The organism is Ferriphaselus sp. R-1, from assembly GCF_000746095.1.
Lineage (GTDB): Bacteria > Pseudomonadota > Gammaproteobacteria > Burkholderiales > Gallionellaceae > Ferriphaselus.
The window spans coordinates 153,928-177,874 of sequence record NZ_JQKP01000001.1; the positions used below are offsets into that span (position 1 = coordinate 153,928).

Genomic DNA, 23,947 nt, shown 5'->3' on the forward strand with positions numbered 1-23,947 from the left:
GTGACACAGCAATATCCATACCAAGCTATGGGTGCTTGGGCGAGGTGGTTGCAGCAGGTTGCGTGGATAGTCAGGCGGAAATTACTGGAAGCAATGCAGCGTTGGCATTTGCGATGCTGGAAAATACAAAGGTGGACACCGTAGTGCCCACCTTTGTACCGAATTGGCTTCCCGACCTGGACTCGAACCAGGGACCTGCGGATTAACAGTTCGATGTTCCAAATTTAGCGGTGATTATTACAGTCGATCCGAGGCGGTGACAAGAAAATGCCTAGCAATTCAGCTAGGCATTTTTCATTTTCTATTCGTCGCTCAGAGCAGACTTATCTGACCGGGAGAGCACGATTATGTGTCCAAAGAGCAGCCTTATCTGTCCGCGAACGGATGTCGCGGTCAATCCCAGCTCAACGCGCCGCCCGACTGATATTCCGTCACCCGCGTCTCGAAGAAGTTCTTCTCTTTCTTCAAGTCAATCATCTCGGCCATCCAGGGGAAGGGGTTGGTTGCGCCCTGGAACAACACGTCGATGCCGATCTGCTGGCAGCGACGGTTGGCGATGAAGCGCAGGTATTCCTTGAACATGCCGGAATTCAGCCCCAGCACACCTCGCGGCATGGTGTCTTCGGCGTAGCGGTATTCGAGGTCGACGGCCTTCTGGAACAGGCCCTGGATCTCGGCGCGGAACTCGGGTGTCCACAGGTGCGGGTTCTCCAGCTTGATCTGGTTGATCACGTCCACACCGAAGTTCAGGTGCATGGATTCATCGCGCAGGATGTACTGGTACTGCTCGGCGGCACCGGTCATCTTGTTCTGGCGACCGAGGGCGAGGATCTGCACGAAGCCGACATAGAAGAACAGGCCTTCCATGATGCAGGCGAACACGATCAGGCTGCGCAGCAGTTTTTGGTCAGCTTCCGGCGTGCCGGTCTTGAAGTCCGGGTCGGTGAGCGTCTCGATGAACGGGATCAGGAACTCGTCCTTGTCGCGGATGCTCTGGACTTCGTGATAGGCGTTGAACACTTCGCCCTCATCCAGCCCCAGGCTTTCCACGATGTACTGGTAGGCGTGGGTGTGGATGGCTTCCTCGAAGGCTTGGCGCAGCAGGAACTGGCGGCACTCGGGATTGGTGATGTGGCGGTAAGTGCCCAGCGCGATGTTGTTGGCGGCGAGCGAGTCGGCGGTGGTGAAGAAACCCAGATTGCGCTTGACCAGACGGCGCTCGTCTTCGGTCAGGCCGTTCGGATTCTTCCACAGCGCGATGTCGGCGGACATGTTCACTTCCTGCGGCATCCAGTGATTGGCGCAAGCGGCGAGGTATTTCTCCCACGCCCACTTGTACTTGAACGGCACCAGCTGGTTCACATCGGCACGGCTGTTGATGATGCGCTTGTCCTCTACGCGCACGCGGCCCGTGCCGGTGGAGGCGGTCTGCGTCGCCGTGCTGGTGCTGCTCGGCATGGAGGTGGCGGAACTCATCGCGCCCATGCGTACAGCGGGGGCGATGGATGGGGTGATTTCGTCGTCGAAAGAGAGCATTTGCTTATCTCCTGTGGAAACCCGCCTTACTGGCAGGCCTCGCACTCTGGATTATCTATGGAACAGAATTTGGGTTCTTCTGCGGCTGGCGCTGCCGATGCGCTGGCGATGCCGCCGCTGTTCGGCACAGCGTTCAGGCTGCCTGCGCGCGAGGTAGATTTTTCCGCCGAGGTCGCGCCCAGAGTGCGCAGGTAGTACGTCGTCTTCAGGCCGCGCAGCCAAGCCAGCTTGTAGGTGTCGTCGAGCTTGCGGCCCGACACGCCCGCCATGTAGATGTTCAGCGACTGCGCCTGGTCGATCCACTTCTGGCGACGCGAGGCGGCTTCGATCAGCCAGCTCGGCTCGACTTCGAAAGCGGTAGCGTACAGGTTGCGCAGGTCAGCCGGGATGCGGTCGATCTTGCTCAGGCTGCCGTCGAAATACTTCAGGTCGGCGATCATCACCTCGTCCCACAGGCCGAGCGCCTTGAGGTCGTTCACCAGATGGTCGTTGATGATGGTGAATTCGCCAGACAGGTTCGATTTCACGAAGATGTTCTGGTAGGTCGGCTCGATGCTGGCCGACACGCCGACGATGTTAGAAATGGTCGCGGTCGGGGCGATGGCCACGCAGTTGGAGTTGCGCATGCCGTGCTGGGCGATGCGGGCACGCAGTGCGTTCCAGTCCAGCGTGGACGATTCGTCCACTTCGACGTAGCCGCCACGCGCGTCGCGCAGCAGGGCCAGCGTGTCTTGCGGCAGGATGCCACGGTCCCACAGGCTGCCGCGATAGCTGGAATAGCGGCCACGCTCTTCGGCCAGCTCGGTGGAGGCGAGGTAGGCGTAGTAGCACACGGCTTCCATCGAACGGTCGGCGAACTCGACTGCTTCTTGGCTGGCGTACGGCACGCGCAGGGTGTGCAACGCATCCTGGAAGCCCATGATGCCCATGCCGACGGGGCGGTGGCGCAGGTTGGCATCGCGCGCCTTCTTGACGGCGTAGTAGTTGATGTCGATCACGTTGTCCAGCATGCGCATCGCGGTGCGGATGGTGCGTGCCAGCTTGGCCTGGTCGATCTGGCCGTCTGCGGTGAGGTGCGCCGCTAGGTTCACCGAGCCCAGGTTACACACGGCGATCTCGGATTCCGAAGTGTTCAGTGTGATTTCCGTACACAGGTTGGAGCTGTGCACCACGCCGACGTGTTGCTGCGGGCTGCGGATGTTGCACGGGTCTTTGAAGGTGATCCAGGGATGGCCGGTTTCGAACAGCATGGTCAGGATCTTGCGCCACAGCGAAGCGGCGGGAACTTTCTTGAACAGTTTCAGTTCGCCGGAGGCGGCCTTGGCTTCGTAGCCGGTGTAAGCCGCCTCGAATTCGGCGCCGAACTTGTCGTGCAGGTCGGGGCAAGTGGCGGGCGAGAACAGCGTCCAGTCGCCACCTTCCATCACGCGCTTCATGAACAGGTCGGGGATCCAGTTCGCGGTGTTCATGTCGTGGGTGCGGCGGCGGTCGTCGCCGGTGTTCTTGCGCAGTTCCAGGAATTCTTCGATGTCCAGATGCCAGGTTTCCAGGTAGGCGCAGACCGCGCCCTTGCGCTTGCCGCCCTGATTCACCGCCACGGCGGTGTCGTTCACCACCTTGAGGAAGGGGACCACGCCCTGTGACTTGCCGTTGGTACCCTTGATGTGCGAACCCAGCGCACGCACGTTGCTCCAGTCGTTGCCCAGACCGCCCGCGAACTTGGACAGCAGCGCGTTCTCCTTCAGCGCCTCGTAGATGCCGTCGAGGTCGTCGGACACGGTGGTCAGGTAGCAGGAGGACAGCTGCGAACGGCGGGTGCCGGAGTTGAACAGCGTCGGCGTGGACGACATGAAGTCGAAGCTGGACAGCAGGCGGTAGAACTCGATGGCGCGGGCTTCGCGGTCGATCTCGTTCAGCGCCAGACCCATGGCCACGCGCATGAAGAAGGCTTGCGGCAGCTCGATGCGCTCGTCCTCGATGTGCAGGAAATAGCGGTCATACAGGGTTTGCAGGCCGAGGTAGTTGAAGTTCAGGTCGCGGCTGGCATCCAGTTCCGCGCCCAGGCGGGCCAGGTCGTAATGGCCCAGTTCCGGGTTGAGCAACTCGGCTTCGATGCCACGCTTGATGAATTTGGGGAAGTATTCCGCGTAACGCGCAGCCATCTCGGCCTGAGTCACCTCTTCGCCCAGAATGACGAAGCGGATGTTGTCCAGCAGCAGGCGCGCGGTGACGAAGCCGTAGGCCGGGTCTTTCTCGATCAGGGTGCGGGCGGACAGGATGGTGCTCTTGTGGACTTCCTTCAGCGATACGCCTTCGTACAGGTCTTTCAGCGTCTGCTTGAGGATCAGCTCGGGATCGACCGCGCTGCCCAAGCCTTCGCAAGACGAAGCGATGACGCTCTTCAGGCGGTCCATGTCCAGCGGATGCAGGCTGCCGTCCAGATGGGTGACGTTGAGCGTGTGCTCCGGCTCGGTCTTCTTCGCCTTGGCGCGTTCTTGCGAGCGTTGCTCGCGGTACAGCACATAAGCACGGGCCACGTCGTGTTCGCCGGAGCGCATCAACGACAGCTCGACCTGATCCTGGATATCTTCGATGTGTACCGTGCCACCTTGTGGCTGGCGGCGCATCAGCGCATTCACCACGTTGGCGGTAAGTTGCTCCACCATCTCGCGCACGCGGGCGGAACCGGCGGCCTGGCTGCCGTTGACGGCGATGAACGCCTTGGTCACGGCGATGGCGATCTTGGAGGGCTCGAACGACACCACAGAGCCGTTGCGGCGCACTACCTTGTAGGCATCATAGAGCGACGCGCCAGTGGCGGAAGAGTCGGCGGTCATGCCGCTGTGGATCGGGGGCGGATTGGCAGTAAAGCTCTCGGCGGCTTGCAGCATGAATGATTCTCCCTGTCGAATTATTGAGTTGCTTGGTTTTTTCATGAAACCACAATATATAGTGGTCGGACTGCTTTATGGGCGCTAATTCTAGTGCATGGCTGAATTTATGCAAGCGCTTTTCGGAAGAAATTTTCGGGGATTTTTCGACGCGATTCGGCGATGGGTTGAACGCTGCAAGCAGGCCATGTTTTCAGCGAGCAAGCACTGACTTGATGCGTGGAAACGCCGGGATCAGGCCTGCAACGCGCTCAGAAAACGGGGCCAGTCGAAGTACGGGCCGGGGTCGGTCTTGCGGCCTGGGGCGATGTCGCTGTGGCCGGTGATGTCGCGCAGCGGGTAATGGCGTTGCAGGCGGCGGGTGAGGCGGATCAGTGCGGCATACTGGGCATCGGTGAACGGGGTGTCGTCATCGCCCTCCAGTTCGATGCCCAGGGAGAAATCGTTGCAGCGGCTGCGTCCCTGCCATTCGGATACCCCGGCGTGCCAAGCCCGCTTGCTGCAGGACACGAACTGGATGAGCTGGCCATCGCGCCGGACGAGGAAGTGCGCCGAGACTTGCAGCCCGCGCAAGCGCTCGTAGTACGGATGCGTGTCACAGTCCAGGGTGTTGGTGAACAGTTGCTCGATGGCTTTGCCGCCGAACTCGCCCGGCGGCAAGCTGATGTTGTGGATGACCAGCAGCGAGACCTCCGTACCCGGCAAGCGCCGGTCGCAGTTGGGCGAGGCGATGCGGCGCAGGCCGTGGCACCAGCCTTCAGCATCAATCCTCATCCTTGTCCGCTCCCTTGATACCCAACCGCTCCATGCGATAGCGCAGGGTGCGGAAGGTCACGCCCAGCAGCCGTGCGGCGGCGGTACGGTTGAAACGGGTGCGATCCAGCGCCTTGAGGATCTCGGTGCGCTCGACCTGGTCGAGGTAGTCCGGCAAGGCCACCGAGCCGTCGGCGACCACGGGCGCGGCCTGGGTGGAACCCGCATCGGGGGGCAGTTGCAGGTCGGCGAGCTGGATGGTCGCGTCGTCGCACAGCGCCAGCGCGCGTTCGATGATGTTCTCCAGCTCGCGCACGTTGCCGGGGAAATCATAGGTGCTGAGCGCACGCAGCGCGTCCGGCGCGAAGCTCACGTTGGATGCACCGCGCAGGCGCAGCAACAGGCGCTGGGCGATCTCCGGGATGTCGTCGCGCAACTCGCGCAGCGGCGGCATGGTCAGGTTGATGACGTTCAGCCGGTAATACAAGTCCTGGCGGAACTTGCCTTCCTGCACCCGCCGAGCGAGGTCGTTGTGAGTGGCGCTGATGATGCGCACATCCACCGCCTCCTCCTGGGTGGCACCGACCTTGCGCACTTTCTTCTCCTGAATGGCGCGCAGCAGCTTGACCTGCATCGCCAGCGGCAGATCAGCCACTTCATCGAGGAACAGCGTGCCGCCGTGGGCGGACTGGAAGAAGCCGTCACGGTCACTGTCCGCGCCGGTGAACGCGCCCTTGCGGTAACCGAAGAACTCGCTCTCCATCAGGTTCTCCGGGATGGCGCCGCAGTTGACGGCGATGAAGGGGTGCTCGCGGCGGGCGCTCTGTGCCACGATCAGCCGTGCCGCCAGCTCCTTGCCGCTGCCCGATTCGCCGCAGATGTGGACGGGAGCCTGGCTGCGCGCCACGCGGCTGATGAGGTCGCGCACTTTCTGCATGGCGGGCGCATGGCCGAGCAGGCCCTGCGCGTCGTCGCCCTGCGCGGACAGACCGGGAGCGGACTTGGGAGTCTGGATGGCGGACTTGACCAGGGCGCGCAGCTGTTCCAGCGCAACCGGTTTGGACAGGTAGTCGAACGCGCCGGCCTTGAGCGCGGTGATGGCGCTCTCCATGTTGCCGTGGGCAGTGATGACGGCGATGGGCAGTTCCAGGTTCTGCGCCGCGATATGGCGGACAATCTGCAGACCCTCGCCATCCGGCAGGCGCATGTCGGTCAGGCAAAGGTCGTAGCGGGCCTCGTTCAGGCAGGCCAGCGCGGCTCCCACGCTGTCGGCGCGATCCACTTCCAGTCCCATGCGCAGCAGGGCCAGCTCCAGCAACTCCAGGATGTCCGGCTCATCGTCCACCAGTAAGACGCGCGCGGACTGGCTCAGGGACAATCGTCGCTCATTGCTCATCGCTTCCTCCAAAGGTGATCCTGAAACACGCACCTTGTTCTTCCCTCGGCAGGTGTTCCAGGCGTGCGCCGTTAGCCTCGCACAGCTCGCGCGAGATGTACAAGCCCAGGCCGGTCCCGGCGGCATCGGTGGTGAAGAACGGCTCGAACAGGTGCGGCAGCACAGCGGGGGCGATACCCGGCCCGTCGTCGCTCACGTCCAGCAAGATGCGCCCGTCCTCTTCCCGGGCGTGCAGGGTGACGCTGCCCGGCTGCTGGCGACTATGCCGCAGGGCATTGCTGCACAGGTTCCACAGGATCTGTTCCAGATGTCCCCGGTCGAAGCGGACCGGCAGGTGGGCCGCGCGTTTCAGGCTGACGGTCTTGGCCGGAGTGCCGGTGGGCTGCAGGATCTCGCGTATCAGTCCCGGCAGTTGCTGGCTGAGGTCGAAGTTCTCCTGATGCAGCCGGTCGCGCCGGTTGAGCTGCATGATGTCCTGCACCAGGCAGTTGAGGCGTGCCACGTTCGACAGGATCAGCTGTTGTAGCCGGTTGCGCGAGTCGGCGCGTTTCTCCTCACTCAGCAGTTCGGCGGCGTAGCTGATGGAGGCGAGCGGGTTGCGCACCTCGTGGGCGATGCTGGCGGTGAGGCGGCCCAGTGCCGCCAGTTTGAACTGCTGGGCCTGTTCCTGGATGCGCCGGGTGTCCTCCAGCACGACGACCGCCCCCCGGAAGCCATCTTCCCGTACCGGCAGGAAGCGCACTCTGAGTGTCTGAGCCTGGCCGGGCACGGTGAGCGCGGTCGTGGTCTGCTCGGGGTGTAGGCACCAGGTCTCATGCAATCGAGCCAGTTCGGGGACGCTCTCGGTGAGCGAGCCGCCCGTGCTGACTTCGGTTCCCAGCAAGCGGGAGGCGCTGGGGTTGGCCTGATGGATGCCGCCGTGCTCGTCCAGCATCAGCACCCCGTCAGGCAGGTCGTGGATCAGCAGCCGATTGGCTTCGGCCATCATGGCCAGCTCCATGCCGCGCTGCATGGCGAGCTGCTCGCTCTGCATGGCGTAGCGGGCAAGCAGGTGGGCCAGCCAGGTCACGGCGAAATAAGCCACACAGAGCAGGCCGACCTGCATGAACAGCTCGGGCACTGCGCCGCGCGTCAGCACCGCATAGCCGTGCTGCAACAGCACCGCGATGCTGGCCAGCGCGGCGTAGAACAAGGTGGCCGGTCCATGGCTGACCAGCCCGGTGGCGGCCAGCGAGACCAGCAAGAGCACGTTCAGGCCGCTGGTGATGCCGCCGCTGGCATCGGCGAGCAGGGTGATGCCGAGGATGTCTACCCCGACCAGCAGCGCGAGCTGCACGTCAAAGCTCGGTCGGCGCAGGCGTACCGTCAGCAATCCCAGCAGTGTCAGCAGGAAGTAGCCCAGGCTGGCCCGGAAGAACTGGGGCGTGTCGTTGCTGCCCAGCCAGAGCGAGGCGCTGAACGGGTAGAGCAGGAACAGAAACACGCCGCCCAGGGTCAGTCGATAGGCGGCATAGAAATACAGGGAACGCCACAGGCGCTCCTGGACCGGAGCGATGCCGTATTCGAGGGTGGGCGTGGCGAGGAAGGGCACGGTCAGTCGGCGGTACCGTGGGCGCGGCGGTGGGCCTCGCTGCAATAATACTTGCCCCCGGCCAGGAGGCTCTCACCTTTGGGCAGGTGTACGCCGCACTGCGCGCAGCGCACCATGTCTTCGGTGACTTCCGGTGTGTGGTGCTTGCGCGGGGGCCGGCGGTAGGATTTCAGCAGCAGATAGACCAGCGCCGCGATGGCGACCAGAAACAATAAACGACTCATCGTCGTCACTCCATTCGGGAATCGGGAACAGCCCGCACTTTATCACTCGTCAGCCGTTTGCGGGAGCGTGCCGCCGCCTCAGGGGCGGGGCTGTAACGGGATGCGCTCGATCAGTACGCTGGCCGCGCCGTCGCTGATCCAGCATTGGCCGTCCTGGATGGTGGCCTGCAAAGACATGGTGCGTTGCGCCAGCCGGGCCAGCGCGCTCGTCTGCTCGGGCGGCAGCTGGTACACGCTCAGATTGGTCAGTCGGGCGAAGGCGCTCTTGTTCTGCTCGAACCAGATGTCGGCGGCGCGACCGCCATAGGCGTAAAGCACCACCTGATCGGCGCGACCGCAGGCGCGGCGGATCAGCTTCTCGTCCGGCAGACCGACATCCAGCCAGAGTTGGATCGCGCCGGTCAGGTCCTTCTGCCACAGCGCAGGTTCGTCATCCGCACTCAATCCACGCCCGAAATCCAGCCATTCGTGCGCGTGCAGCGCGAAGGCCAGCAGCCGCACCATCATCCGCTCGTCCGTCTCGGACGGATGCCGCGCCAGCGTCAGCCCGTGGTCGGCGTAGTAGTGTCGCTCCATATCGGCGATCTGGAGATTGGCTTTGAAGACGGTGGATTTGATGGCCATGGTTATTCGCTGACTCTGCCGCGCAGTTGTTTCACCGCGCCGCGTTTGGTTTTACTTTCGATGCGCCGTTGCTGCGAGCCGCGCGTGGGTTTGGTGGCGATGCGCCTCTTCGGCGGCGTGGCCACGCTTTGCAGTAGTGCCTTCAGCCGCCGCAGCGCGGCACTGCGGTTCTGTTCCTGATTGCGAAACTCCTGTGCCTTGATCACCAGCACGCCGTCCTTGCTGATGCGCTGGTCGGCGAGATTCAGCACCCGCTGCTTGAAAGCCTCCGGCAACGAAGAAGCCTGGATGTCGAAACGCAGTTGCACCGCGCTGGACACCTTGTTGACGTTCTGCCCGCCCGCGCCCTGCGCGCGGATCGCCGAGAACTCGATCTCGCGCAGAGAAAGCAACAGACCGGGGGTGAGGTAGAGCATGGTTCTAGCGTCTTTTTGTCAAATACATGAGAGTTGCTGAAATGAATAGCCCAAGGAGAGGAGAAAGCAGCGCAAACACATTTCTTCCGCCGTCTCCAATGGCGCGCATCTCGACTTCTTCTGGAGAAAAGACATCGTCTTGGTTGAGGTCAAAGGCTGCGAGTTGGGAGTTTAAACAACTGTTTGTGGCTAGGGTTTGGCTGATGATAGGCGCACTGAACAGAAGTGCTCCAAGCAAAACTACCAAAAAAACTTGCAGCTTACCTTTGTAGAACTTTCGGAATGCGCGAATTGCAGCAACTGGAGCCGCCAATGCTGCTACTAGGGGAACTATCCTGAACCATTCTGAAAGTATCAATTCGCACATTTGTTGTAGTTCAATTTTCCAGCAGACGGATGGTGGCGGCTCCGGCTACGCTCACCACTTGCCCGGCGCGTATCTTGGCCGTCTTGCGCAGCTCAAGCACACCGTCCACCGAGACCATGCCCTCTGCCACCATCATCTTGCCCGCCCCGCCGGAATCGCACACGCCGGTGAGCTTGAGCAGGTCGTTGAGGGCGACGAACTCGCCGCGCAGGTGGAAATCGAGTTGTTGCATGTCAGCCTCCTTGGTGCCGTCATTCCCGCGCATGCGGGAATCCAGCAATACAAATGGCCCGCGTAGCGGCCAAAACCTGCGTTGCTCCGCTGCGCGGAGTTATATCTCACTGGATTCCCGTGTTCACGGGAATGACGGCAAAATCTGCTACAGCTTCGCCGCGTGTTCCCGGGTGTCGTGGAACACCACTTTCGGCCAGCGCTCCTGGGTCAGGCGCAGGTTGACGTTGTTCGGCGCGAGGTAGGCCAGGTTGCCCGCCGCGTCGATGGAGAGATTGTGCGACAGCGCTTTCTCGAAGTCGCCCAGCATTTTCTTGTCGTCACAGCTCACCCAGCGCGCGCTGCTGATGGCGGCGTTCTCGAACATCGCGTCCACGCCGTATTCGCCTTGCAGGCGGCTGGCTACCACGTCGAACTGCAACATGCCAACCGCGCCGATGATGAGGTCGCCGCCGTCCATGGGCTTGAACACCTGCACCGCGCCTTCTTCGCCGAGTTGTTGCAGTCCCTTGTGGAGCTGCTTGACCTTGAGCGGGTTGCGGATGCGCACCGCACGGAAGAAGTCCGGCGCGAAGTAGGGGATGCCGGTGAATTGCAGCAGCTCGCCTTCGGAGAAGCTGTCGCCGATCTGCATGTTGCCGTGGTTGGGCAGGCCGATGATGTCGCCCGCGTAGGCTTCCTCCACCTGCTCGCGGCTGGAGGCCATGAAGGTCACCACGCTGCTTACTCTGATCTCCTTGCCGATGCGCAGGTGCTTCATCTTCATGCCGCGCTCGAAATGGCCGGAGCAGACGCGCAAGAAGGCGATGCGGTCGCGGTGCGCCGGATCCATATTGGCCTGGATCTTGAACACGAAGCCGGAGAACGGCTGCTCGGCGGGCTCCACGGCGCGCACGCTGGCATCGCGGCTACGCGGCGCAGGTGCCCAGTCCAGCAGGGCGTTGAGGATCTCGCGCACGCCGAAGTTGTTGATGGCGGAACCGAAGAACACCGGGGTTTGCTTGCCTTCGAGGAAGCGTTGCAGGTCGAAGGGATGCGAGGCTCCGTGCACCAGCTCGACTTCCATCTTCAGTTGCTCGATCTCCAGCGGGAAGCGCTCGGCCAGGATGGGGTTGTCGATTCCTTTGATGACTTCCACCTCGCCGTCGGCGCGCTCCTCGCCCGGCTTGAACAGCAGGATCTCGTCGCGCAGCAAGTGATACACGCCACGGAAGGTCTTGCCCATGCCCAGCGGCCAGGTCACCGGCGCGCACTGGATGTTCAGCACCGATTCCACCTCGTCCAGCAGCTCCAGCGAATCGCGCACCTCGCGGTCCATCTTGTTCATGAAAGTGACGATGGGCGTGTTGCGCATGCGGCACACGTTGAGCAGCTTGATGGTCTGCGCTTCCACGCCCTTGGCCGCATCGATCACCATCAGCGCGGAATCGACTGCGGTCAGCACGCGATAGGTATCTTCGGAGAAATCCTGGTGACCCGGCGTGTCGAGCAGGTTCACCACATGGTCGCGGTACTCGAACTGCATCACCGACGATGCCACCGAGATCCCGCGCTGCTTTTCGATTTCGAGGAAGTCGGAAGTCGCATGGCGGCCGCTCTTGCGCGCCTTCACCGCCCCCGCCATCTGGATCGCGCCCGAGAACAGCAGCAGCTTCTCGGTCAGCGTGGTCTTGCCCGCATCCGGGTGGGAGATGATGCCGAACGTGCGGCGGCGCGCCACTTCGCGGGCGATGACTTCGCTGGGCGCGGCGGTATTCCCTGTGTTGTTTTCCTGATCCATTCGATGGCCTGCAAGCTATATCGCAAAGGGCCGCAAGTCTAAAGACTTTGGGTGGGGATGTCTAACGGCTGGGTGGATTCTGGTGGTGGCCAACGTCAGTGGGCATCGAGCGGAGGCTGTGGGACGTATCTTTTCCAGATGCTCATCAGGCGATAGCGCGCTTGCTACCTGACTTCGCTGAGCCACGATACAGATGTTAGGGATAGGCTGGAATGATGACACGCATCGGCACTATGCGGGCTTTCGACCATGACGGGATAGTTAACAACTGATTTGATTGGTGGGCGATACTGGGTTCGAACCAGTGACCCCTGCCGTGTGAAGGCAGTGCTCTACCGCTGAGCTAACCGCCCAATCAAGGGCGCGGATTAAATCACAACCGCTGGCCGGTGGTCAATTCGTTTATGGGGCGATAAAGTGACCGGAGTAGAGTGATCCACGGGTATCATCCCGGCTGGCATGGGGAGTGGTCCGAACTCCCTTATATTTGATCGAGAGAGTCGCTACCCCCCGTTCGCGCATGATAGAGCTGATCACCCTCACTATCCTTGTCACTGTCGTAATCGCCCTGATCCGGCCAGGGCGGACCCCGCCGCTCGACAATCCGCTGGTAATCGAACGCGGCGGGCAGTTCCACTCGACTCTGGCACCGCAGCTAAATCTGGCTCAGCCGCTGATCGAGGCCATCGCGCGTCGCTTGTTGGATGACGGTCTGCCGCCGGGCGATAGCGAGACGCTGTGTTTCGAGATTCGTGACGCGGAGGTGGCGGCGCATGGCCAGAAGTTCTATCTGCTGGGGCTGACCCGGCGCAATGGCATGCTGTATTTTCAGGCCATCGGGCCGCGCCCGCTGGTGCCGGACACGGATCGTGACACGCCTTACAAGGTGCTGCAGGATTATGCGGCGCAGGTGCTGGTCAACATTCCCGCGACTCCGGGTGACGCGGAGCTAGGCGTGCAACTGGTACAAACGGTGCTCGCCGTCGCTGCGTCACGCGGCATTAGTGCCCGGCAACTGTCCGTCTAGGGCGTGTTAACACTTATTTCACATCTGCGTTGCAGCGAGAAAGCTGTGGATGCAAGGCGCGAGCCGCCGCGAATGGCAGCGACCATGACACGGTGCGCGAAGCGAGGGGTGCGGGAATGGTCGCCTGCGGTCGCTCCCGCAAACGGCTGCTACGCAGTAACGTGTCGCGACCGCGCATTCGCAAGGTTCGCAACACCGCAGACGCGGTTTTCTCGCAGCCACCCTTCGGGACGGGGGCGATTTGGGCGCCCTCCTTTGTCGCAAGCCGCTGGTAATGGCTTGTATTACGGCGCGTCTTGCTTCGCGGATGGCATCCCAAATCGCCCCCGTCGCAGATGCGAAATAAGTGTTAACACGCCCTAGTCAGATCCACCTGCTGTTTCAGTGACGTTGCGGCAGTAGGTCTCGCGGATGAAGCATGCACCGACCAGGCCCAGCAGCGCGCAGGCGAACATCACACTCAGGCCGTGCTGGTAGTTCGCGGGCGAGTAGATGCGTGCCCCGTTCAGCATATTGCCATCCCAGTGCCGGTCCATCACCCAGCCGACCAGAGGCTGCAAGATCCCCGCGCCGATGAACGAGCCGGTGTTAACCAGGCTGGTCGCCATGCCGGACAGGGCGGGTGGGTTCACCTCTTTGGCACTCGCCCAGGACAGGGTGAAGCCGGACGCGGCCAGGCCCATCAGGAAGAACTGGCCCAGGCTGCCCGCCACCGGCAGTTCCCAGAGCAGCAACAGTGGCAGCCAGCACAGCACGTAGAGCAGCGAGCCGCCGACGATCACCGCCTTGCGGCGTTTGATGCGGTCGGACAGCAGGCCGCTGCACAGTGCGCCTATGGCGAAACCCATCAGCAGCAGACTGTTGTGCTGGCTGGCCAGTTCGCGGCTCATGCCGTGGGCATCGCGCAGGTAGGGGATGGCCCACAGTCCGGCGAAGGCGAACAGGGTGCCGGCGATGCCGAAGTTGGGGAAAAAGCCGGGCCAGGTCTGGCGATTCCTGGCCACCCGGATGAGGCCGTCGCGCCAGTGTCCCTCATGTCTTGGGTGGGGTGGTTTGCCTTCCAGCTCGCGCATGCTGGGCAGTCCCGCCTGGTGCGGATGGTCGCGCACCAGTTTCCACACCAACGCCGCCAGTAGCAGGGACAGCACCCCCACCGCACCGAACACGTTGCGCCAGGAAGTCTGCGACACCAGCCAGACCAGAGGCGAGGCGGCCAGGATCGCGCCCACGTTGCCCAACAGGATGGAGAGGCCGCCCGCGCTGCCGAAGTGGCGATCATGGAACCAGACCGCGTTGACCTTCATCAATGCGATGAAGAACACCGAAACGCCGAGCCCGACCAGCAAGCGTCCCGCCGAGGCCCAGAGCAGCGTGTCGGCGCTGGCGAACAGCAGGGAGCCGAGGCCGGCGATGACCGCGCCCAGGCTGACGATGCGGCGTACGCCCAGCGTGTCCGCCATCACGCCCACCGGGATCTGCATCAACAGGTAGACGTAGAAGTACATCGCGGCCAGCCCGCCCAGTGCCGTGCCGCTGGCGTGGAAGTCGCGTTGCAACTCCCCCGCGATGGCGGCGGGAGCCATGCGATGGAAGAAGGCCAGCATGTAGCACAGCGCCAGCAGGGTAAAGGCGATCCAGCGCAAGCGGCGTATCTTCTGGTGCGGCATCGGTGGTTGTTAGTTTGAGGTGCGAAAGAGACAGGGGGCTTGCGCCCCCCTGTATCGAATCAGATGATCGCGTTGCTCAGATGTTGCGGGTGGGGCGGATACGGGACTCCGAGCTTTCCATCCACTTCTTGACGCGGGCGGCATCACCCACGCGGGTCTGTTTGCCCTGCGAATCCAGCAACACCATGATGATGGGGCGGCCCTGGATATTGGCTTCCATCACCAGACAGCGTCCGGCTTCGTTGATGAATCCGGTCTTGCTCACGCCGATGTCCCATGAAGCGTTCTTCACCAGCGGATTGGTGTTGTTGTATTGCATGGTGCGGTAGCCGGCTGGCGTGACCACATGCGAGGCGGTCGTGGTGAATTCGTGGATCAGGGCATAGTTGTCGGCGGCATCCACCATCCGTACCAGATCCTGAGCGGTGGAGACGTTGTTGCTGTTCAGGCCGGATGGCTCCAGGAAGCGGGTGCTGGTCATGCCCAATGCCCGTGCCTTTTCGTTCATCTTGGCGACCGCCGCTGCGGTGCCGCCCGGATAGGTACGCGCCAAGGCGCAGGCGGCGCGGTTCTCCGATGACATCAGTGCCAGTTTCAGCATCTCGGCGCGAGTCAGGGTCATGCCCGGACGCATGCGCGAATGCGTGCCCTTCAGTGTGTCGACATCAGCCTCACTGATGGTGATGGGCTCGTCCATCGGCAGATTGGCATCCAGCACCACCATGGCTGTCATCAGTTTGGTGATGGAGGCGATCGGTGCAACGGTGTCGGCGTTCTTGGCATAGAGCGGACGGTGTGACTCGGCATCATAGACCAGTGCGATGTTGGAATAGAGGCGCGGCGAAGTGCCGGCTTTCTCCATCACCAGATTGGTCAGTTCGTCGTCTTCTTGCTTGGAATGCACGCGCTGTGGCTTGTGGGCGTGGAACTCCTTGTGGATGCGCGCCTTCTGCGCCACTTTGACGGCTTTGTGGTGATGTTTCTGTTGCGCCTTCGCCATGGCGGGATTCCCTTGCACCAACAAGGCGCAGCTGGCAATCAGCGTAAAGATCAGCTTGTTCCCCATGTTTCTCTCCGTGGCAAAGTTCGATGCGGAGAGGATACCAAATATATCTGGAAAATCAAGGGGAATCAGCCCTTATTTAAGGGAGTGCATGCAGGGTGTGGCAGGGCGGCGCGAGCCATGCGGTTGAAGCGTCAGGGCATTTTCCCTTGGCGGCACCGACCCAAGTTGCGTGGTGCGTCGGTCGGGGTGGGCGATCAGCCCTGCGCTGTCCCCGGTTCGGTAAGTGCGAACTTCGCTTCCAGCAGGCGCTCTCAGGCCGAGTTTTGCGATTTGTGGTGTAGAATGCGCGCCTGATTTATAGCCCGGTCCATCCGTTTTGAATTCCGATTTCGTCAGAGGAACCCCCATGTCTCTCACGCCTTCCGCCGCCGACAAGAAAGCCCGCACACTGTCCGAGGCGATGCCCTACATCCAGCGCTTCTTCGACAAGACCATCGTGGTCAAGTACGGCGGCAACGCCATGACCGACCCGCAGTTGCAGGACAGCTTTGCGCGCGACGTGGTGCTGCTCAAGCTGGTCGGCATGAATCCGGTGGTGGTGCACGGCGGCGGTCCGCAGATCAACGATCTGCTCAAGCGCGTCGGCAAGCAGGGTGAGTTCATTCAGGGCATGCGCGTCACCGACGAAGAGACCATGGACGTGGTCGAGATGGTGCTGGGCAAGGTCAACAAGGACATCGTCAACCTGATCAACAAGCACGGCGGCAAGGCCGTCGGCCTGACCGGGCAAGACGGCGCGTTCATCCGCGCCGAGAAGATGATGCTGGAGAGCAAGGATGAGCCGGGCAAGATGCTGGACATTGGCCAGGTGGGCGAGATCACCAAGATCGATCCGACCATCATCAGCTTCCTGGATTCCGGCGATTTCATTCCGGTGGTCGCGCCCATCGGCGTGGCACCGGACGGCGAGACGCTCAACATCAACGCCGATCTGGTGGCGGGCAAGCTGGCCGAGGTGCTGAAGGCGGAGAAGCTGGTGCTGCTGACCAACACGCCGGGCGTGCTGGACAAGGACGGCAACCTGCTGTCCGGCCTGACCCCCAAGAACATCGACGATCTGGTGGCCGACGGCACGCTGTCCGGCGGCATGTTGCCCAAGATCGGTTCGGCGCTGGACGCGGCGCGCAGCGGCGTGAAGTCGGTACACATCATCGATGGTCGCGTGGAGCACGCGCTGCTGCTGGAGATCCTGACCGACGAAGGCGTGGGCACGCTGATCAAGAGCAAGTGATGGACGGGCGGGTCTGGATCTTCGATCTGGACAACACGCTGCACAACGCGACGGCGCACGTCTTTCCGCACATCAACCGCAGCATGACGGCGTATCTGCAAGCCCATCTGCAACTGGACGAGGCGGCGGCGAACGCGCTACGCATGGACTACTGGCGGCGCTACGGGGCGACGCTGACCGGGCTGATGCGGCATCACGGCACCGATCCGCACCACTTTTTGTGGCATACGCACCAGTTTCCGGACCTGCCGAACATGGTGTTGCGCGAGGTGCGCTTGCGCCATGTGCTGAAAAAGCTGCCGGGCCGCAAGATCGTGTTCTCCAACGGGCCGCAGCGCTATGCGCGGGCGGTGCTGGAGTTGATGCGGATAGACGATCTGTTCGACGACGTGCTCGGCATCGAACAGAGCGATTTCCGCCCCAAGCCGGAGTTGGCAGGCTTCCGCGCCGTGCTGCGCAAGCATCGCCTGAATCCGCTGCGCTGCGTGATGGTGGAGGACAGCGCCGAGAACCTCCGGGCGGCCAAGCGGCTGGGGATGCGGACGGTGTGGGTGAGCGCGGGGTCGCGCACGCCCGCCTACGTAGATGTGAAGATCAGAAATGTCATGGAATTGCCCCGCAGGTTGGGGTGTATCAGATAAAGAGGAGAAAGCATGGCGACCAAGCCCGGCGAACGCAAACTACAGATTCTGCAAACCATAGCCTCCATGTTGGAGCAGCCCAAGGGCGAAAAGATCACCACTGCCGTGCTGGCGGCCAAGCTCGACATCTCGGAAGCCGCGCTGTACCGCCATTTCGCCAGCAAGGCGCAGATGTTCGAGGGACTGATCGAGTTCATCGAGCAGACCGTGTTCGGTCTGGTCAACAAGATCGTCGCCGATGAGAACAATGGCATGAAGCAGGCCGAGGCGGTGCTGGCGCTGCTGTTGCGCTTCGCCCAGAAGAATCGCGGCATGACCCGCGTGCTGATCGGCGATGCGCTGGTGAACGAGAACGAGCGGCTGCAACTGCGCATCAACCAGTTCGTTGATCGCATCGAGACCACGCTCAAGCAATCGCTGCGCATCGCAGTCACGCAGGGCGAGCTGCCCGCCGAGACCGATGTCGGTGCCTACGCCAATCTGCTGGTGTGCTTCGTCCTCGGACGTTGGCAGCAGTTCGGCAAGAGCGGTTATACCCGCGACCCGCTGGCCGGTTGGCCGCAACAATGGGCTTTGCTCAAACGATAAAGAAACGAGACTGACATGATCCTGATCCTGACTTCCAACACCCAGCCCGGCAGCGCCGATTTCCAGAAGCTGATGAATCACCTCGATGCCCTGCCCGGCATCAAGACGCGCGTCCACACCGAGCGTGGCGACGAGCAGACCCTGACCGAGCTGTACCTGATCGGCAACACCAAGGCATTGGACCTCGAAGACATGCAGAACCTGCCGTGTGTCGAGCGCGTGGTGCGCGTGTCGCAGGAGTACCGCATTCTGGGCCGCCACAAGGGCGACGACCGTCCATCGCATTTCGACTACAACGGCGTGCGCTTCGGTCAGGACACCTTCCACGTGTTCGCCGGGCTGTGCGCGGTGGATACGCCCGAGCACGTCGAGATGATGATGAAGGCGGTGGCCGCTGCTGGTCAGGTGTGCACCCGCATGGGCGCGTACAAGCCGCGCACCAGCCCGTATGCCTTCCAGGGGCACGGCAAGGCCTGTCTGCCCTATGTGTTCGAGCTGGCGGGCAAGTACGGCATCAAGGTCATCGCCATGGAGATCACCCACGAGTCGCACCTGCATGAGATCAGCGAGGCGCTGCACCAGACCGGCAATCCGACCGGCGTGATGTTGCAGATCGGCACGCGCAACACGCAGAACTTCGAGCTGCTCAAGATCGTCGGTCGCCAGACCGAGATGCCGGTGCTGCTCAAGCGCGGCTTCGGCATCACGCTGGACGAGTCGCTCAACGCCGCCGAATATCTGGCTTCCGAAGGTAACCGCAACGTGATCTTCGCCTTGCGCGGCATGAAGACCAACATGGGCGACCCGCACCGCAATCTGGTGGACTTCGCCCACGTGCCGGTGGTCAAGCGCCTGACCCGCATGCCGGTGTGCATCGACCCGTCGCACTCGGTCGGTACGCGCGCAGCGGGCCCGGACGGCATCCTCGACGTGATGCACGCCACCGCACAAGGCGTGGCGGCGGGTGCCAACATGGTGCTGGTGGATTTCCACCCGGTGCCGACCAAGGCGCTGGTCGATGGTCCGCAAGCGCTGCTGATGCCGGAGCTGTCGCACTTCCTGGAAGACGTGCAGATCGCCCGTGAAGCCTATCTGAAGCGGGTGGAGCTGGCGGCGCGCTACAACCAGCAGTGAGATGAGCAGCCTGCTCCCGCGTGTGGCGCACCGCGCTCTCGCAGGCGGTAGCTGCTGTACTCTGTTGGCTGTTTACCTACTTGCCGCCTTCCTTGCCGCGCCACTCGGTGCGGCACCGTTGCGCATCACCGACGATAGCGGCTCCACGCTGCTGTTCGCCACTTCCCCGCAGCGCATCATCTCGCTGGCGCCCAACCTGACTGAGCTGGCTTATGCCGCCGGTTTGGGCGGGAAGCTGGTGGCCGTCACGGCTTACAGCGACTATCCGCCCGAGGCGAAACTTCTGCCGCAAGTGGGCGATGCTTTCCGTCTGGACTGGGAGCGGCTGCTCGCGCTCAAACCCGATCTGGTGCTGGGCTGGCAGAGCGGACTGTCGGCGCGTGACCGGGCCATGTTCGGCAAGCTCGGCATCAAGCTGCTGGTGCTGGAACCGCACCGCTTGCAGGACATCCCCGAAACCGTGCGCGCGCTGGGGCGTTTGGCTGAGTCGCCCGTGCAGGCCGAGACCGCCGCGCGCGACCTCGAACAGCAACAACAGGCTCTGGCCCGGCGCTACGCCCAACGTCCCGAGGTGCGCGTCTGGTTGCAGGTGGCTGCCGCGCCGCTGCTCACGGTGAATGGGCGACACATTCTGTCGGACGTGCTGCGGCTCTGTGGTGCGCGTAACGTTTTTGCCGACCAGCCCCTGCTGACAGCGGCCGTCTCCGTCGAAGCCTTGGTCGCCGCTCGTCCGCAACTGTTGTTGGCACTGGCGGATGGCCCGCAGCAAGAGACCGCCATACGCCGTGACTGGGCCAGGCTAGCGCCGGGGGTACCGACCGGATTCCTGTCGCCGGACCTGTTAAGCCGTGCGGGCCCGCGTTTGCTGCAGGGCGCGGCATCGGTCTGCCGACAGGTCGAACAGGTGCGCTCCCCTGTGCCGATCCCCTGATGGCCTCTGGCCCGGCGCGGAAATGAAGGCTCTTTCGCTATTCCCCTAAAATAGTTTGGATAAATGCCGTAGGATATACCCATGAAAACCCCTCCCATGGCAGGCAAGATACTTCAACACCTGGAGACGTTGACACGTTACCGGGATACCTCCTTGCTGAAGGTCAGCTTGATGAACACCATGCGTTCGCTCACGCGGGTGCGTGACGTGCGCCTCCACGATGTGGTGGAAAGCGAGGGCAAGTGTCTGTTGTTGCTCTCGGCTTGGAGCGCGGGGGAGGCGGTATATGGCGGGGGAGATTTCCCCATGGAAGACCAGGTGGTGCTGGTCGAACCCGGCTCTCTCATGGCGCGGGCCATCTCGCTGCAACACCCTGTGGAGGACATCACGGACGAGCGCCATCATGTCTGTTTCCCCATAGTTCTGGGGGGGCGCGTGGTCGCCGTCTTCGAGTGTGAGAGTCCGGGACAGATCAGCGACTATGAGCAGGACGTGCTGGACGGCGTGATCGGCGTGTTCCGCAACTACCTCGACCTGTTGCGCGATAGCCAGCATGACACGCTGACCGGTTTGCTGAATCGCAAGACCTTCGATCTGGGTTTCTCCGGCGCGTTGGCCGCGTGTAGCGGGGACGAAGTCATGGCGGGTAAAGAGCAGCGCCATCTCGCCAGCTCACACTGGTTGGCGGTGCTGGACATCGATCATTTCAAAAGCATCAACGACCGTTTCGGTCATCTGTATGGCGATGAGGTGCTGATCCTAATGGCCAATCTGATGCGTCGTTCGTTCCGCCGCACGGACCGGCTGTACCGGTTCGGGGGGGAAGAGTTCGTCGTGCTGATGCGCAACGTGGACGAGAGGGGCGCGCACCTCAAGCTGGAACAGTTCCGCCAGTCCGTCGAGCAACATCCGTTCCCGCAGGTGGGCCGGGTGACGATGTCCATAGGCTATTCAGTGATACTTCCGACCGACACCGCGTCTGCCGTGGTGGGCAAGGCGGACGAGGCCTTGTATTACGCCAAGCATCATGGCAGGAACCAGGTGTGCGGTTATGGTCGTCTCGTGACCGAGGGTGTGCTGGTACCGAACCAGAGCAATCAGGACGTCGAGTTCTTCTGACTCCGCCGTCACCACCTGCGCCTGCGTAGCAGTTCGCTCCCCGATATCCGCGTTTCATCGCAAGCCGCTCGCCCGGCCCCATGCGCGTGGTTATAGTGCGCCCATCACATATCGAAGGGGTGCGGGATGAGGGCGTGGATAGGAGCGGGTGCGTGGCTGCTGATGGCTCCCGTCTGGGGCGGCGATCTGGAGTTGACGGTCCTGGGCGGTCCGCCCGGGATGCCGGTCCGGGTGGCGCTCTACGAGAGCGCGACGGACTTCGGGGACAGCGCTGGTCATGGCGCGTTGCGCGAACAGCAGGGGCAGATGGCCGACGGGGCGGCGAGGTTCTTCTTCCCCGGGCTGAAGGCCGGGCGCTATGCCGTGGCTAGTTATGCCGACCTGAACGGCAACCACAGACTGGACAGCAACTTCCTCGGGAAGCCGACCGAGCCCTATGGTTTTTCGCGTGACGCACGCAGTGTGTTCGGCATCCCCGACTTCGAGCGCGCTGCGATCCACGTCGGTGACGGCCACGTCGTACAGACCATCCAACTGAAATGAGTATCCCCATGACAACTTCCGCCCACCCATTGGTCAGACTCGATGCCGTACACCGTCAGTTCCACCTCGGTGAGACCGTGCTGGATGCGCTCAAGGGTGTCTCGCTCGACATCCATGCCGGCGAGTTCCTGGCCGTATGGGGGCCGTCCGGCAGCGGCAAATCCACGCTGATGAACATACTTGGCCTGGTCGACGCGCCCACGGCGGGCGCAGTCTGGTTCGATGGCCGCCCGACGCAAACACTGGCTGACGATGCACTGACCGAGTTTCGTGGCAGCCAGGTGGGCTTCGTGTTCCAGAGCTTCAACCTGGTGCCGGTGCTCTCCGCGCTGGAGAACGTGATGCTGCCCTTGCAGATACGCGGCATGGCGGAGCACGAGGCGAAAGCGCGGGCGGCGACGGCGTTGCTGGATGTCGGGCTGGCCAAGTTCTCGGCGAACTATCCGGACAAACTCTCCGGTGGTCAGCGCCAGCGTGTGGCCATCGCGCGCGCCCTAGCGGTGCACCCCAAGCTGGTCATCGCCGACGAACCGACCGCCAACCTCGATTCCGAGAACAGCCGCATGGTGGTGGAACTGATGCGCGAGATGAACCGCGCCAAAGGTGTCACCTTCGTTTTCACCACCCACGACCCGCGCCTGCTCGACCACGTGGATCGGAAGATACTGCTGCGCGATGGACGGATCGAAACCGACGAGGTGATGGCATGAGTGCCGCCAATCCCGTTCGCGCTGAGCGTAGCGGCAGGGGCCTGACGCGAAGTCGAAGCGGCCCCGTTACGTTGAGTTTCTCCCCGCTCAGCGACACTTCGACTTCGGGCTGCGCCCTACGCTCAGTGCGAACGGGTGTTGTCGAAGAACAAATAACGGCTGGTATCGGCCAGAGGAGCATCGCATGAACACATTCAAACTCGCCCTGCGCGGTCTCGCGCGCAACCGCCGCCGTTCGCTGGTGACCTTGCTGGCCATCGCCTTTGGCTTTGCTGCCATCGCGCTGTTCGCCGGCTACACTCATAACGTCTACGACGGGCTGGAGCGGCAGTCCATCCACGGCGAGCTGCTCGGCCACCTGACCATCAGCAAGCGCGGCATGAGCAAGGAAGGCAAGCTTGACCCCGAACGTTACCTGCTCACCGGCGCGGACGTGGCGCGTATCACCGCGCTGCTGCGCGACGAGCCGCAGGTCAAGCTGGTCGCCCCGCGTCTGGGCATCTCCGGACTGGCCAGCAATGGCCGCGCCAGCACCATCTTCATCGCCGAAGGTATCACGCCGCAGGCGATGGCGGCCTTGCAGGCCAATGTGCTGACGGCGGAAGAGGAACGCAGCGGCTTGTACGCCGACATCATCAAACAGCTCGATCCGGCGCATCCCGAGTCGGTATTGTTCAGTCAGGGGCTGGCCGAGATGCTGCATCTGGCCAGGGGCGACAGCGCCGCGCTGCTGACCAACACCCTGTCCGGCCAGGCCAACGCGCTCGATGCCACCGTGGGCGGGCTGTTCAACACCGGCAACGCGGGCAGCAACGACAAGTTCACCTTCATGCCGCTGGCGCTGGCGCAGTCCCTTTACGATGCGCCGGGTGCGGCAGACAGATTGACCGTGCTGCTGGACGAAGCAGCAGCGGTCGGCACCCTGCGCGAGCGTCTGCAAGCCAAGTTGCAGGCTGCCGGATACGACGTGGAGATCAAGACCTGGCAGGAGCTGTCGGATTTCTACAATCAGGTGCACGACATGTTCGACATGATCTTCGGCTTCATCTTCTCCATCGTGCTGACCGTGGTGGTGATGAGCGTGGCCAATTCGATGGGCATGACGGTGGTCGAGCGCACCCGCGAGATCGGCACCCTGCGCGCCATCGGCCTCAAGCAGGGCGGCGTGGTGCGGCTGTTCACCACCGAGTCGTTGCTGCTGTCGCTCATCGGTGTCGCCGTCGGTGTGGCACTCACTTTCCTCGTGCGCTACGGCATCAACGTCGCGCACATCAGCTACACCCCGCCCAACAGCGCCAGCGCGGTACCCTTGCTGGTCGACCTCGATGTCACCCGCATCGCGTTCACCGCCTTGATGATGCTGGCCGTGGGCACATTCGCAGCCTACCTTCCCGCCCGCCGCGCATCGCGGCAGCGGATCATCGATGCGCTGGGGCATGTGTAGAGGCAGACTTGAGACGTAAGACGTAAGACGTAAGTTA

The 23,947-nt window shown here is 62.6% G+C and carries 23 protein-coding genes and 1 tRNA gene; 10 read left to right on the forward strand and 14 right to left on the reverse strand.

Annotation, left to right across the window (positions count from 1 at the left end):
- Positions 1 to 393: 393 nt before the first annotated feature.
- From DM08_RS00825 to DM08_RS00880, 12 genes are all read right to left on the reverse strand, one after another.
- Positions 394 to 1,536, reverse strand: coding sequence for a ribonucleotide-diphosphate reductase subunit beta (locus DM08_RS00825; protein ID WP_035382722.1), 1,143 nt, complete (start codon positions 1,534 to 1,536; stop codon positions 394 to 396).
- Positions 1,537 to 1,562: 26 nt separating this feature from the next.
- Positions 1,563 to 4,373, reverse strand: coding sequence for a ribonucleoside-diphosphate reductase subunit alpha (locus tag DM08_RS00830; RefSeq protein WP_237560191.1), 2,811 nt, complete (start codon positions 4,371 to 4,373; stop codon positions 1,563 to 1,565).
- Between the two features lie 288 nt (positions 4,374 to 4,661).
- The gene (gene ampD / locus DM08_RS00835) at positions 4,662 to 5,201 is read right to left on the reverse strand and encodes a 1,6-anhydro-N-acetylmuramyl-L-alanine amidase AmpD (RefSeq protein ID WP_035382724.1); all 540 of its coding nucleotides are present in this window, start codon (positions 5,199 to 5,201) and stop codon (positions 4,662 to 4,664) included.
- Complete coding sequence (locus DM08_RS00840; protein ID WP_088177583.1) at positions 5,191 to 6,576, reverse strand: sigma-54-dependent transcriptional regulator; 1,386 nt, start codon at positions 6,574 to 6,576, stop codon at positions 5,191 to 5,193. The genes ampD and DM08_RS00840 overlap by 11 nt, the downstream gene beginning before the upstream one ends.
- Entirely contained in the window at positions 6,566 to 8,167 is a 1,602-nt protein-coding gene (locus tag DM08_RS00845) for a sensor histidine kinase (RefSeq protein ID WP_051937693.1), read from the reverse strand. The genes DM08_RS00840 and DM08_RS00845 overlap by 11 nt, the downstream gene beginning before the upstream one ends.
- 2 nt (positions 8,168 to 8,169) lie before the next feature.
- Complete coding sequence (locus DM08_RS00850) at positions 8,170 to 8,391, reverse strand: PP0621 family protein (protein ID WP_035382725.1); 222 nt, start codon at positions 8,389 to 8,391, stop codon at positions 8,170 to 8,172.
- Positions 8,392 to 8,469: 78 nt separating this feature from the next.
- Positions 8,470 to 9,015, reverse strand: coding sequence for a YaeQ family protein (locus DM08_RS00855; protein ID WP_035382726.1), 546 nt, complete (start codon positions 9,013 to 9,015; stop codon positions 8,470 to 8,472).
- Between the two features lie 2 nt (positions 9,016 to 9,017).
- Positions 9,018 to 9,431 carry an alternative ribosome rescue aminoacyl-tRNA hydrolase ArfB gene (gene arfB, locus DM08_RS00860; protein ID WP_051937694.1) on the reverse strand — a complete coding sequence of 138 codons (414 nt, stop codon included), beginning with the start codon at positions 9,429 to 9,431 and terminating at the stop codon, positions 9,018 to 9,020.
- Positions 9,432 to 9,435: 4 nt separating this feature from the next.
- Entirely contained in the window at positions 9,436 to 9,798 is a 363-nt protein-coding gene (locus DM08_RS00865) for a hypothetical protein (protein WP_035382727.1), read from the reverse strand.
- 10 nt (positions 9,799 to 9,808) lie between these two features.
- A complete protein-coding gene (locus tag DM08_RS00870; protein WP_035383017.1) occupies positions 9,809 to 10,030 on the reverse strand; it encodes an RNA-binding S4 domain-containing protein in 222 nt (73 codons plus the stop codon).
- A 147-nt stretch (positions 10,031 to 10,177) separates the two neighbouring features.
- Positions 10,178 to 11,809 (reverse strand): peptide chain release factor 3, encoded by a 1,632-nt coding sequence (locus tag DM08_RS00875; RefSeq protein ID WP_035382728.1) that lies wholly within the window; start codon positions 11,807 to 11,809, stop codon positions 10,178 to 10,180.
- A gap of 278 nt (positions 11,810 to 12,087) precedes the next feature.
- Positions 12,088 to 12,162 (reverse strand) — tRNA-Val (locus DM08_RS00880).
- A 167-nt stretch (positions 12,163 to 12,329) separates the two neighbouring features.
- Here DM08_RS00880 and DM08_RS00885 point away from each other — a divergent pair.
- On the forward strand, positions 12,330 to 12,836 hold the full coding sequence (locus DM08_RS00885) for a hypothetical protein (RefSeq protein ID WP_035382729.1): 507 nt from the start codon (positions 12,330 to 12,332) through the stop codon (positions 12,834 to 12,836).
- 359 nt (positions 12,837 to 13,195) lie between these two features.
- On the opposite strand, the gene DM08_RS00890 is transcribed toward DM08_RS00885, so the two are convergent.
- Both DM08_RS00890 and pbpG read right to left on the reverse strand, forming a co-directional pair.
- Positions 13,196 to 14,503: an MFS transporter gene (locus DM08_RS00890; protein WP_035382730.1), complete on the reverse strand. Its 1,308-nt coding sequence runs from the start codon at positions 14,501 to 14,503 to the stop codon at positions 13,196 to 13,198.
- Between the two features lie 76 nt (positions 14,504 to 14,579).
- Positions 14,580 to 15,569 carry a D-alanyl-D-alanine endopeptidase gene (gene pbpG, locus DM08_RS00895; RefSeq protein ID WP_035382731.1) on the reverse strand — a complete coding sequence of 330 codons (990 nt, stop codon included), beginning with the start codon at positions 15,567 to 15,569 and terminating at the stop codon, positions 14,580 to 14,582.
- A 346-nt stretch (positions 15,570 to 15,915) separates the two neighbouring features.
- Between pbpG and argB the strand changes: the two genes are divergently transcribed.
- The 9 genes from argB (at position 15,916) to DM08_RS00940 (ending at position 23,910) form a co-directional block, all read left to right on the forward strand.
- Positions 15,916 to 16,800, forward strand: coding sequence for an acetylglutamate kinase (argB, locus tag DM08_RS00900; RefSeq protein WP_035382732.1), 885 nt, complete (start codon positions 15,916 to 15,918; stop codon positions 16,798 to 16,800).
- Positions 16,800 to 17,441 carry a pyrimidine 5'-nucleotidase gene (locus DM08_RS00905; RefSeq protein ID WP_035382733.1) on the forward strand — a complete coding sequence of 214 codons (642 nt, stop codon included), beginning with the start codon at positions 16,800 to 16,802 and terminating at the stop codon, positions 17,439 to 17,441. The genes argB and DM08_RS00905 overlap by 1 nt, the downstream gene beginning before the upstream one ends.
- Before the next feature lie 12 nt (positions 17,442 to 17,453).
- Entirely contained in the window at positions 17,454 to 18,029 is a 576-nt protein-coding gene (gene slmA / locus DM08_RS00910) for a nucleoid occlusion factor SlmA (protein ID WP_035382734.1), read from the forward strand.
- Between the two features lie 15 nt (positions 18,030 to 18,044).
- Positions 18,045 to 19,163, forward strand: a complete 1,119-nt coding sequence (locus tag DM08_RS00915) for a 3-deoxy-7-phosphoheptulonate synthase (protein ID WP_035382735.1) — start codon at positions 18,045 to 18,047, stop codon at positions 19,161 to 19,163.
- Between the two features lie 64 nt (positions 19,164 to 19,227).
- Complete coding sequence (locus tag DM08_RS00920) at positions 19,228 to 20,094, forward strand: cobalamin-binding protein (protein WP_161780243.1); 867 nt, start codon at positions 19,228 to 19,230, stop codon at positions 20,092 to 20,094.
- 81 nt (positions 20,095 to 20,175) lie between these two features.
- Positions 20,176 to 21,213, forward strand: coding sequence for a GGDEF domain-containing protein (locus DM08_RS00925; RefSeq protein WP_081908709.1), 1,038 nt, complete (start codon positions 20,176 to 20,178; stop codon positions 21,211 to 21,213).
- Between the two features lie 126 nt (positions 21,214 to 21,339).
- Entirely contained in the window at positions 21,340 to 21,756 is a 417-nt protein-coding gene (locus DM08_RS00930; RefSeq protein ID WP_035382737.1) for a DUF2141 domain-containing protein, read from the forward strand.
- 8 nt (positions 21,757 to 21,764) lie between these two features.
- Complete coding sequence (locus DM08_RS00935) at positions 21,765 to 22,466, forward strand: ABC transporter ATP-binding protein (RefSeq protein WP_237560182.1); 702 nt, start codon at positions 21,765 to 21,767, stop codon at positions 22,464 to 22,466.
- A 184-nt stretch (positions 22,467 to 22,650) separates the two neighbouring features.
- Complete coding sequence (locus DM08_RS00940; protein ID WP_035382739.1) at positions 22,651 to 23,910, forward strand: ABC transporter permease; 1,260 nt, start codon at positions 22,651 to 22,653, stop codon at positions 23,908 to 23,910.
- Positions 23,911 to 23,947 lie beyond the last annotated feature (37 nt).

Bases quoted from the DNA above. Each gene is read 5' to 3' on its own strand.
- DM08_RS00825 (WP_035382722.1), bottom strand. From the start codon at position 1,536: ATGCTCTCTTTCGACGACGAAATCACCCCATCCATCGCCCCCGCTGTA.
- DM08_RS00830 (WP_237560191.1), bottom strand. From the start codon at position 4,373: ATGACCGCCGACTCTTCCGCCACTGGCGCGTCGCTCTATGATGCCTAC.
- ampD (WP_035382724.1), bottom strand. From the start codon at position 5,201: ATGAGGATTGATGCTGAAGGCTGGTGCCACGGCCTGCGCCGCATCGCC.
- DM08_RS00840 (WP_088177583.1), bottom strand. From the start codon at position 6,576: ATGAGCAATGAGCGACGATTGTCCCTGAGCCAGTCCGCGCGCGTCTTA.
- DM08_RS00850 (WP_035382725.1), bottom strand. From the start codon at position 8,391: ATGAGTCGTTTATTGTTTCTGGTCGCCATCGCGGCGCTGGTCTATCTG.
- DM08_RS00855 (WP_035382726.1), bottom strand. From the start codon at position 9,015: ATGGCCATCAAATCCACCGTCTTCAAAGCCAATCTCCAGATCGCCGAT.
- arfB (WP_051937694.1), bottom strand. From the start codon at position 9,431: ATGCTCTACCTCACCCCCGGTCTGTTGCTTTCTCTGCGCGAGATCGAG.
- DM08_RS00865 (WP_035382727.1), bottom strand. From the start codon at position 9,798: ATGTGCGAATTGATACTTTCAGAATGGTTCAGGATAGTTCCCCTAGTA.
- DM08_RS00870 (WP_035383017.1), bottom strand. From the start codon at position 10,030: ATGCAACAACTCGATTTCCACCTGCGCGGCGAGTTCGTCGCCCTCAAC.
- DM08_RS00875 (WP_035382728.1), bottom strand. From the start codon at position 11,809: ATGGATCAGGAAAACAACACAGGGAATACCGCCGCGCCCAGCGAAGTC.
- DM08_RS00885 (WP_035382729.1), top strand. From the start codon at position 12,330: ATGATAGAGCTGATCACCCTCACTATCCTTGTCACTGTCGTAATCGCC.
- DM08_RS00890 (WP_035382730.1), bottom strand. From the start codon at position 14,503: ATGCCGCACCAGAAGATACGCCGCTTGCGCTGGATCGCCTTTACCCTG.
- pbpG (WP_035382731.1), bottom strand. From the start codon at position 15,569: ATGGGGAACAAGCTGATCTTTACGCTGATTGCCAGCTGCGCCTTGTTG.
- argB (WP_035382732.1), top strand. From the start codon at position 15,916: ATGTCTCTCACGCCTTCCGCCGCCGACAAGAAAGCCCGCACACTGTCC.
- DM08_RS00905 (WP_035382733.1), top strand. From the start codon at position 16,800: ATGGACGGGCGGGTCTGGATCTTCGATCTGGACAACACGCTGCACAAC.
- slmA (WP_035382734.1), top strand. From the start codon at position 17,454: ATGGCGACCAAGCCCGGCGAACGCAAACTACAGATTCTGCAAACCATA.
- DM08_RS00915 (WP_035382735.1), top strand. From the start codon at position 18,045: ATGATCCTGATCCTGACTTCCAACACCCAGCCCGGCAGCGCCGATTTC.
- DM08_RS00925 (WP_081908709.1), top strand. From the start codon at position 20,176: ATGAAAACCCCTCCCATGGCAGGCAAGATACTTCAACACCTGGAGACG.
- DM08_RS00930 (WP_035382737.1), top strand. From the start codon at position 21,340: ATGAGGGCGTGGATAGGAGCGGGTGCGTGGCTGCTGATGGCTCCCGTC.
- DM08_RS00935 (WP_237560182.1), top strand. From the start codon at position 21,765: ATGACAACTTCCGCCCACCCATTGGTCAGACTCGATGCCGTACACCGT.
- DM08_RS00940 (WP_035382739.1), top strand. From the start codon at position 22,651: ATGAACACATTCAAACTCGCCCTGCGCGGTCTCGCGCGCAACCGCCGC.